The organism is Streptomyces sp. NPDC002838, from assembly GCF_040295365.1.
In the GTDB taxonomy this organism is placed as follows: domain Bacteria; phylum Actinomycetota; class Actinomycetes; order Streptomycetales; family Streptomycetaceae; genus Streptomyces.
The window spans coordinates 1-9,425 of sequence record NZ_JBEOVF010000115.1 but is presented as its reverse complement, the minus strand read 5'-3'; the positions used below and the strand labels follow the sequence as shown (position 1 = coordinate 9,425).

The following is a 9,425-nucleotide window of genomic DNA, read 5'->3' as shown; positions in this document are numbered from 1 at the left end:
CACCCCTGAGGGACGGCGGTTACGACGTCTCCGACTACACCGCCGTACTGCCCGAATTCGGTGACCTCGCCGACTTCGTGGAATTCGTGGACGCCGCCCACCAGCGCGGCATGCGCTTGATCATCGACTTCGTCATGAACCACACCAGCGACCAGCACCCGTGGTTCCAGGAATCCCGCAAGAACCCCGACGGGCCGTACAGCGACTACTACATGTGGGCCGACGACGACAAGCAGTATCAGGACGCGCGGATCATCTTCGTCGACACCGAGGCCTCCAACTGGACCTTCGACCCGGTCCGGGGCCAGTACTACTTCCACCGCTTCTTCTCCCACCAACCGGACCTCAATTACGAGAACCCTGCGGTGCAGGAGGAGATCCTGGCCGCCCTCCGCTTCTGGCTGGACCTGGGCATCGACGGCTTCCGGCTCGACGCCGTGCCCTATCTGTACGCGGAGGAGGGAACCAACTGCGAGAACCTGCCCGCCACGCACGATTTCCTGAAGCGGGTCCGCCGCGAGATCGACGCGATGTACCCGGACACGGTGCTGCTGGCGGAGGCCAACCAGTGGCCGGAGGACGTCGTCGACTACTTCGGCGACTACGCGAGTGGCGGCGACGAATGCCACATGGCCTTCCATTTCCCGGTCATGCCACGCATCTTCATGGCCGTGCGGCGGGAATCCCGGTATCCCGTCTCGGAAATCCTCGCCAAGACCCCCGCCATTCCCTCGAAGTGCCAGTGGGGCATCTTCCTGCGCAACCACGACGAGCTCACGCTCGAAATGGTCACCGACGAGGAACGCGACTACATGTGGGCGGAATACGCCAAGGACCCCCGCATGCGCGCCAACATCGGCATCCGACGGCGGCTCGCCCCTCTGCTCGACAACGACCGAGACACGATCGAGCTGTTCACCGCTCTGCTGCTCTCCCTCCCCGGCTCGCCGATCCTCTACTACGGCGACGAGATCGGCATGGGCGACAACATCTGGCTCGGCGACCGGGACGCCGTACGCACACCCATGCAGTGGACCCCGGACCGCAACGCGGGCTTCTCGTCGTGCGACCCCGGGCGGCTCTACCTCCCCACGATCATGGACCCGGTCTACGGCCACCAGGTCACCAACGTCGAGGCGTCCATGGCGTCGCCCTCCTCGCTGCTGCACTGGACCCGCCGCATGATCGAGATCCGCAAGCAGAACCCGGCCTTCGGCCTCGGCTCCTTCACCGAGCTCCAGTCCTCCAATCCGGCGGTGCTGGCCTTCCTGCGGGAGTACGAGGACGACCTCGTCCTGTGCGTGAACAACTTCGCCCGGTTCGCGCAGCCCACGGAGCTCGATCTGCGTGAGTTCGACGGCCGTCATCCGGTCGAGCTGTTCGGCGGGGTCCGTTTCCCGGCCATCGGTGAACTGCCGTATCTGCTGACCCTCGGCGGGCACGGCTTCTACTGGTTCCGGCTCTCCCGAGTCGCATCCCGCATCGGTCGACGACTTTGATCGTGTGCCGACGAAAGGACGCGTCACCATGCCGAAGACCGCATCTCTGGGCCGCAGACCCACAGTCGTCGCCGATCCCATGGCCTCGCTCGGCGCATTGCTGCGCGAGTGGCTGCCCCGGCAGCGCTGGTTCGCGGGCAAGGACCGGCCCGTCACGGAACTCGGACTGCTGTCGATGACCGAGCTGTACCCGGGCTGTCTGCACCTGCTGGTGCACACCGGTCACACGGGAGTGCCGGCCCCCTGCTGGGCCACCCCGGCCGGTGACTGCTACCAGCTGCTGCTCGGCGTGCGGGAGCACCTGTCGCCACGTCTCGGCCGGGCGCTCATCGGCAGGGCGGAAGAGGGCCCGCTGGCCGGGATGACGGTGTACGACGCGTTGCACGACCCCCGGTCGGCGCAGCTGCTCCTGGAGCGGCTGCGGCACCCGGGCTCGGCCGGCCCCCTGCGTTTCGTGGGCGATCCGGCCGTGCCGGTGCCGGCCGGGCTGCCACCGCGGCTGCTGGACGCCGAGCAGTCCAACTCCTCGCTGGTGTACGGCGACGAGTTCATCCTGAAGGTCTTCCGGCGCATCCAGCCCGGTGTCAACCCCGACCTCGAGGTGCCGCGCGCGCTGGCCGAGCAGGGCTGCCGCCGCGTCCCCGCCCCGGTGGCCTGGTTCAGCACCACGCATCCGCAGGACGCGACGCTCGGCGTGCTGCAGCCGTACCTGCGCGACGCGTCCGACGGCTGGACGCTGGCGCTGCGCGCGCTCGGCACCGGTGACCACTTCACCGTGCAGGCCCGCGAGCTGGGGCAGGCCATGGCGGAGGTGCACCTCGCGCTGGCCTCGGCCTTCCCCGCCGGCACCCACGACGAGAACGGCCGTACGGCGGCCGCGATGACCGAGCGGCTGGACGCCGCCGCGCACTGCGTGCCGGCGCTCAAGCCGTTCGTCCCCGGTCTGCGGGGCGCCTTCGGCGCGCTCGCCACCTGTGATGCCGGGCCGCCCGCCCAGCGCATCCACGGCGACCTGCATCTGGGACAGGTGCTGCGCGCGGGGCGGGAGTGGTTCGTCATCGACTTCGAGGGCGAGCCGTCCCGTCCGCTCGCCGAGCGGTGCAGCGCCCAGTCCCCGGTGCGGGACATCGCCGGCATGCTGCGTTCCTTCGACTACGCGGCCCGGCAGCGCCGCCCCTGGCGCCCGCAGTGGGCGCGCCGCTGCCGGGAGGCCTTCTGCGCGGGCTACGCCGCCCGCGCCGGATGGGACCCGCGCAAGAAACACGGTCTCCTGCGTGCGTACGAGACCGATCGGGCGGTGTACGAAGTCCTGTACGAGGCCAGGCACCGCCCGGACTGGCTCCCCGTACCCATGGCGGCGATCGAACGTCTCGCCGTGAGAGGAGACTGAACCGTGGCCCTGCGCGACACTTCACTGCCCGAGCCGTCCGGACCGGGCCGCTGCACCGCGGCGCCCGCCCTGGACCCCACCGACCGCGGGCGCCTGCTGTCGGGGGCCCATCACGACCCGCACGCGCTGCTCGGCGCCCATCCGGTACCCAACGGGATCGTCTTCCGCGCGCTGCGCCCGTTCGCCCGCTCGGTGAGCGTCGTGATCGACGGCGAGCGCAGCCGGCTCGCCTCGGAGGGGGACGGCCTCTTCTCCGGCGTACTGCCGCTCGACGCGATCCCCGCCTACACGCTGCAGGTGGCGTACGCCGACGGGGAGCAGGAGGTGCACGACCCGTACCGCTTCCTGCCCGCCCTCGGCGACACCGACCTCCATCTCATCCGCGAGGGCCGGCACGAGCAGCTGTGGAGGGCGCTGGGCGCGGAGCCCATGACCCACCAGGGCGTCACCGGCACCCGCTTCACGGTGTGGGCGCCGAACGCCCAAGGCGTGCGGGTCGCCGGGGACTTCACCTTCTGGGACGGCCAGGCGTTCCCGATGCGCTCCCTCGGCGCGTCCGGTGTGTGGGAGCTGTTCCTGCCGGGCATCGGCGAGGGCGCGCGGTACAAGTTCGAGATCACCTCGCGCTACGGCGGCCGGTTCCTCAAGGCAGACCCGATGGCGCGCCGCACCGAGGAGCCGCCCAACACGGCGTCCATCGTCACCTCCTCACGGTACGAGTGGGGCGACCAGGAGTGGATGTCCCGGCGCGGGGACGTGCCGGTGCGCCAGGCCCCGTTCTCCGTGTACGAGGTCCATCTGCCGTCCTGGCGGCCTGGTTTGACATACCGTCAGCTTGCCGAGGTCCTGCCGCGGTACGTGAAGGACCTGGGCTTCACCCATGTCGAGCTGATGCCGGTCGCCGAGCATCCCTTCGGCGGCTCCTGGGGTTACCAGGTCACGTCGTATTACGCGCCGACCGCACGACTGGGCGCCCCCGACGACTTCAGGTACCTGGTGGACGCCCTGCACCGGGCGGGCATCGGCGTGATCATGGACTGGGTGCCGGCGCACTTCCCGAAGGACGACTGGGCGCTGGCCCGGTTCGACGGGGATCCGCTGTACGAGCCGGGAGACGACCGGCGGGCGGAGCATCCGGACTGGGGGACGTACGAGTTCGACTTCGGGCGCGTCGAGGTGCGTAACTTCCTGGTGGCCAACGCCGTGTACTGGTGCGAGGAGTTCCACATCGACGGTCTGCGGGTGGACGCGGTCGCCTCGATGCTCTACCTCGACTACTCGCGCGACTCGGGGCAGTGGACGCCCAATGTGTTCGGGGGGCGCGAGGACCTGGACGCGGTGGCCTTCCTCCAGGAGATGAACGCCACCGTGTACCGGCGGGCGCCGGGTGTGGTGACGATCGCCGAGGAGTCCACGGCCTGGGACGGCGTGACCCGGCCCACCGACAGCGGCGGTCTGGGGTTCGGGCTGAAGTGGAACATGGGCTGGATGCACGACTCGCTCGGCTACGTCAGCCACGAGCCGGTCCACCGCAAGTACCACCACAACGAGATGACCTTCTCGATGGTGTACGCCTACAGCGAGAACTACGTCCTGCCCATCTCGCACGACGAGGTCGTCCACGGCAAGCAGGCCCTCGTGTCCAAGATGCCCGGCGACTGGTGGCAGCGACGCGCCAACCACCGCGCGTACCTGGGCTTCATGTGGGCCCACCCCGGCAAGCAGCTCCTTTTCATGGGCCAGGAGTTCGCCCAGGGCGGCGAGTGGTCCGAGGCGCACGGGCCCGAGTGGTGGCTGCTCGACCCCGGCTACTGCGCCGAAGCCGATCACCGGGGCGTCCGCGACCTGGTGCGCGACCTCAACACCGTCTACCGCGCGACCCCCGCCCTCTGGCAGCGCGACACCGAGCCCTCCGGCTTCCAGTGGGTGATCGGCGACGCCGCCGAGGACAACGTCTTCGCGTTCCTGCGCTTCGGCGCCGACGGCACTCCCCTGCTGGCCGTGTCCAACTTCTCCCCCGTCGTCCGGCACGACTACCGCCTGTGGGTTCCCGACGGCATCCCCGCCTGGCAGGAGACCCTCAACACCGACGCCGGGCGGTACGGCGGCAGCGACATCACCCATCCCGATCCGATCAAGCCGGAGGACGGAGCCGTCCGGCTCACGCTGCCGCCCCTCGCCACGGTGTGGCTGACGCCGCCGCCCCGCTGAGGCCGGTGCGGCGGCCGGAGGTGTCCGAACGGCCCGAGAGGGGCAGTCGGGTCGTACGACGGAGCAATCCTCGTCGTCGCCGCAGAGGGGCCACAGAAAGGCAGCATCACGTGCGCACCGTCGGAGTGGAGGAGGAGCTCCTCCTGGTCGACCCGGACACCGGCGAACCGCAGGCGCTGTCCGCCGCGGTGCTCGCGCGGGCGGCGGTGGACGAAGCCGACCACGACCTCTTCGAGAAGGAACTGCACAACCAGATGCTCGAATTCGCGACGCATCCGCAGTCGGGCATGGAGGAGCTGCGTGCGGAGATCGTCCGCTGCCGCAAGGAGGCCGCCCGGCACGCCGGGGAGAGCGGCTGCGCCGTCGCCGCGCTGGCCACCTCGCCGCTGCCGGTGAGTCCCTCCGTCAGCATGGGGCGGCGCTACCAGTGGATGGCGGAGCACTACGGGATCGCCACCCAGGAGCAGATGGTGCTGGGGTGCCATGTCCATGTGTCCGTGGAGTCGGACGAGGAGGCCGTCGCCGTCGTCGACCGTATCCAGCCCTGGCTGTCGGTGCTGTCCGCGCTCAGCGCCAACTCCCCGTTCTGGCAGGGCAAGGACACCTGCTACAGCAGTTATCGCAGCCGGGTGTGGCAGCGGTGGCCGTCGGCCGGTCCGACCGAGCCCTTCCGATCGGCCGAGCGCTACCACCGCCGGGTCGCGGACATGGTCGCCACCGGCGTGATCCTCGACAAGGGGATGATCTACTTCGACGCGCGGCTGTCCCGGCAGTATCCGACGGTCGAGATCCGCGTCGCGGACGTCTGTCTGCACGCCGACACCGCCGTTCTCCTCGCCGCCCTCGCCCGCGGCCTCGTCGAGACCGCCGCACGCGAGTGGCGAGCGGGCCGGGGGCCCATGGAGCACAGCGTGAGCCTGCTCCGGCTGGCGGCCTGGCGCGCCGCCCGGTCCGGGCTGACCGAGGAGCTGCTGCACCCCGTGACCATGCGGCGCATGCCCGCCGAGACGGTCGTGCGGGCGCTGCTGGACCATGTGGGGGACGCCCTCGCAGACAGCGGCGACCTCGACCGCGCCCGCGCCGGCTGCGCCGAGCTGCTGCGGCACGGCAACGGTGCCCGGGTGCAGCGCGAGCTGATGCGGCGCACCGGGAGCCTGCGGGACGTGGTCACCGAGTGCGTGCGCCTCACACAGACGTGAGGAGGCGTACGTACCGGACACCTCTCACACGATGAGGACGAGGGCGTACACCAGGAAGAACGCCGCGATGAGGACGACCATGACGAGGATCATGGTCAGCGGTGCCTTGGCCCAGCCCTTGGGAGGATTGTGCGTCTCCCTCGGGCCCGCCTCGGGCAGGCTGCTCTCGGCCGGCGGGGTCTCCCCGGGCGGCACGCCGCCGCCCGGCTCCAGACCGGTGCTGCGCTCGGGTTCGGGATCAGGGTTGATGTGACTCATGCGGCCCGAGTCCCCCGAACCCGCCGAGATCATCGGGCATGTGCCAGTTCCCCGTTCCCCGTACCGCGCGCCGTCACCTCCACTAGATTCGACCACCGCAAGGTAACCGTGCTCGTCGGCGGAGTCACACCCCGTACACATCAGGAGCAGCGCATGCGCAATCTCGCTCTCGCTCCCCCGGCCGTCTCGCTGACCGGCGGGCTCGCCGACAGCGTCTTCGAGACGGCGGACCTCAATCCCACACTGCCGCTGCTGGCACGCCGGCCCGACACCTCCTCGACCACGTGGGAGGAGGTCACGGCCGTGGAACTGCGGGATCAGGTGGTGGACCTGGCCAAGGGGCTGATCGCGTCCGGTATCTCACCGGGTCATCGCGTGGCGATCATGGCACGCACGCGCTACGAGTGGACGGTCCTCAGCTACGCGCTGTGGGCGGTCGGCGCCGAGGTCGTTCCGGTCTATCCGACCTCCTCGCGCGACCAGGTCGAGTGGATCCTCAGGGACGCCGGCTGCGTGGCCGTGGTGGTCGAGGACGAGCAGGCGGTGATGACGGTCGGCTCCGTGTGCGCGAGCCTGCCCCGGCTGCGGCACGTCTGGCAGCTGGACGCGGGGGCGCTGGAGCAGTTGGCGGCGCGGGGCGAGTTCATCCCGCTCGCCACGGTCGACTCGCTGCGCCGTATCGTGCTGCCGGACTCCACCGCGGTCGTCGCCTACACCTCCGGCACGACGGGCCGTCCCCTGGGCTGCGCGCTGAGCCACCGCGGCCTGGCGAGCCCCTGCGACACCCTGCTCGCGGGCTGGGGCCAGACGGCGGCGCCGCCCGGGGAGCAGGGGTCCGTCCTCGCCTTCCTGCCCTTCTCGCATGTGTACGGCCTGATGATCCAGGGCCTGTGCCTGCGCGGCGGTCTGCTCATGGGCCACGAACCCGACCTGGGCGAGGAGGCGCTGACGTCGGCGCTGCGCTCCCTGCGGCCGACCTACTTCTACGGCGTCCCGTCGATGTTCGAGAAGATCTGCAAGAACTTCTTGCGCACGGCACAGCAGTCGGGCCGCGGCGCGCTGTTCGAGCGGGCCGCCGAGACGGCGCGGGACTTCGCCGCGGCCTGCGAGCGACAGCGGCTGGACGAGGGGCCGGGCCCCGGTTTCGACCTGCGGCTGCAACACGCCCTGTACGAGCGGACGGTGTACCGCAGACTGCGGGGCGCACTCGGCGGCCGGGTGCGCCGCGCGACGTCCGGCGGCTCTCCGCTCAACCGTGAGCTGTCCCTCTTCTTCGAGGGCATCGGCATCTACGTCCACGACGGATACGGGCTGACGGAGACCTGCGGCGGGGTCACGATGCAGCCGCTGGGCCGGGAGAAGTCCGGGACCGTCGGGCGGGCCCTGCCGGGCACGGACATCCGGGTGGCCGAGGACGGGGAGATCCTGGTGCGCGGGCCGTCGGTGTTCCAGGGCTACGTGGGCGACGACAGCGCGACACGGACCGCGCTGCACGGCGGCTGGCTGGCCACCGGGGACATCGGGCGGCTGGATCCCGAGGGCTATCTCACGATCACCGGCCGCAAGAAGGACATCATCATCACCAGCAGCGGCAAGAGCGTCGCTCCGGCCCTCCTGGAGCACCGGCTGCGGATGCACCCGCTCATCCACCAGGCGGTGGTCGTGGGCGACAACCGGCCGTGCGTGGGCGCGCTGCTGACCTTGGACCCGGAGTTCCTCGCGCACTGGCGGGCGGGCCTGGCGCTGCAGAGCGACACGCCGAGCCGGGAGGCCCGGGAGGAGAACGCGCTGCGGGAGGAGATCACGCGGGCCTTGGCGGCGGCCAACAGTGCCGTCTCGCGCTCGGAGTCGATCCGGGTCTTCCGCGTGCTGCCGGAGCCGTTCGACCTCGCCAGCGGGTTACTGACGCCCTCGATGAAGCTGCGCCGGGACCGCATCGTCAAGACGTACGCCTTCGAGATCGACGCGATGTACCAGGCGCGCTCGCGCGGCGGGCGGCAGCGTGTGCCGGACGAGCTGTCGAGCTGGGACGACGCCGACAACGTCTTCCGGTGAGGGCGGCACCGACCCCGGTGTGCGAAGAACGCGTAGGCTCCGCGCCCCCGGGAACACGCAACAGTGGCGACGCAAGTCACGGCAGGAGACAGCAAGAAGGAGCATGGGAGAGAAGGAGACGGCAAGGAGACGGCAGCGAGCGCGAGAGAGGACGGCGGCCCCGCCGACGCCGGGCCGGAGAGGCGACATGACGATCGAGCCGCGTGGGGACGAGACACTGGCTTCCGAGGCGATCCCGAGCCGCAGCGCCAGTTTTGCGGGCGAGCCGCAGAACGTGACGGGTGCGCGTCTCGCCGCGGAGAAGTTCCTCCGTGACCTCGCACGCTCCGCGCCGCCGGCTGCCCCCGAGTACTGGGACGACATCCTGTTGGTCGTCACGGAGCTGGCCGCCAACGCTGTCCAGTACGCGCCCGGCCCCTTCGCCCTGCGGATGCGCCGGACCTTCGACGGAGTGCACGTGACGCTGCACGACACCAGCACCACGCCGCCCGCACCGCGTCCCTTCGATCCGCGGCACGGCGGCGGAGGCATCGGCTGGCACCTGATCCACGCGCTCGGCGACCAGGTCAGCGTGGTCACGGACGACCATGGCAAGGACATCCACGTGTTTCTGCCCTGGTGAGGGCGTCTCTTTCCGCGTGATGCCGCCCCGGTGAGTCCGGGGCGTCTTTCGGCTGGGCCCTGACGCCGCGGGGCAGACGGGAATGTGACGACAGGGTCTAGGGCGTTTCGTTTGGATCATCGGGCGGACCAGAGGAAGATGCCTGCGATGTGGAGTCCGGCCAGGTAGATGGTCGCGGTCTTCTCGTAGCG

General features: G+C 70.5%; 7 protein-coding genes. 6 read left to right on the top strand and 1 reads right to left on the bottom strand.

Annotated elements, in window-relative coordinates:
* The 4 genes from treS to ABT063_RS51350 form a co-directional block, all read left to right on the top strand.
* Nucleotides 1–1,499: maltose alpha-D-glucosyltransferase (gene treS, locus ABT063_RS51365; RefSeq protein ID WP_351069166.1), on the top strand; the 1,499-nt coding region annotated here is incomplete at its 5' end.
* Between the two features lie 28 nt (nucleotides 1,500–1,527).
* On the top strand, nucleotides 1,528–2,889 hold the full coding sequence (locus ABT063_RS51360) for a maltokinase N-terminal cap-like domain-containing protein (protein ID WP_351069163.1): 1,362 nt from the start codon (nucleotides 1,528–1,530) through the stop codon (nucleotides 2,887–2,889).
* A 3-nt stretch (nucleotides 2,890–2,892) separates the two neighbouring features.
* A complete protein-coding gene (gene glgB / locus ABT063_RS51355; protein ID WP_351069161.1) occupies nucleotides 2,893–5,100 on the top strand; it encodes a 1,4-alpha-glucan branching enzyme in 2,208 nt (735 codons plus the stop codon).
* A 110-nt stretch (nucleotides 5,101–5,210) separates the two neighbouring features.
* The gene (locus tag ABT063_RS51350) at nucleotides 5,211–6,299 is read left to right on the top strand and encodes a glutamate--cysteine ligase 2 (RefSeq protein WP_351069159.1); all 1,089 of its coding nucleotides are present in this window, start codon (nucleotides 5,211–5,213) and stop codon (nucleotides 6,297–6,299) included.
* A 24-nt stretch (nucleotides 6,300–6,323) separates the two neighbouring features.
* On the opposite strand, the gene ABT063_RS51345 is transcribed toward ABT063_RS51350, so the two are convergent.
* Nucleotides 6,324–6,557 (bottom strand): DUF6480 family protein, encoded by a 234-nt coding sequence (locus ABT063_RS51345; RefSeq protein WP_351069156.1) that lies wholly within the window; start codon nucleotides 6,555–6,557, stop codon nucleotides 6,324–6,326.
* Between the two features lie 153 nt (nucleotides 6,558–6,710).
* Between ABT063_RS51345 and ABT063_RS51340 the strand changes: the two genes are divergently transcribed.
* Together ABT063_RS51340 and ABT063_RS51335 are read left to right on the top strand one after the other, a co-directional pair.
* Nucleotides 6,711–8,612 (top strand): AMP-dependent synthetase/ligase, encoded by a 1,902-nt coding sequence (locus ABT063_RS51340; protein WP_351069154.1) that lies wholly within the window; start codon nucleotides 6,711–6,713, stop codon nucleotides 8,610–8,612.
* Nucleotides 8,613–8,799: 187 nt separating this feature from the next.
* On the top strand, nucleotides 8,800–9,234 hold the full coding sequence (locus ABT063_RS51335; protein ID WP_351069152.1) for an ATP-binding protein: 435 nt from the start codon (nucleotides 8,800–8,802) through the stop codon (nucleotides 9,232–9,234).
* Nucleotides 9,235–9,425 lie beyond the last annotated feature (191 nt).

Excerpts from the sequence above, each read along its gene's own strand:
- ABT063_RS51360 (WP_351069163.1), top strand. The coding sequence starts at position 1,528 with ATGCCGAAGACCGCATCTCTGGGCCGCAGACCCACAGTCGTCGCCGAT.
- ABT063_RS51345 (WP_351069156.1), bottom strand. The coding sequence starts at position 6,557 with ATGAGTCACATCAACCCTGATCCCGAACCCGAGCGCAGCACCGGTCTG.
- ABT063_RS51340 (WP_351069154.1), top strand. The coding sequence starts at position 6,711 with ATGCGCAATCTCGCTCTCGCTCCCCCGGCCGTCTCGCTGACCGGCGGG.
- ABT063_RS51335 (WP_351069152.1), top strand. The coding sequence starts at position 8,800 with ATGACGATCGAGCCGCGTGGGGACGAGACACTGGCTTCCGAGGCGATC.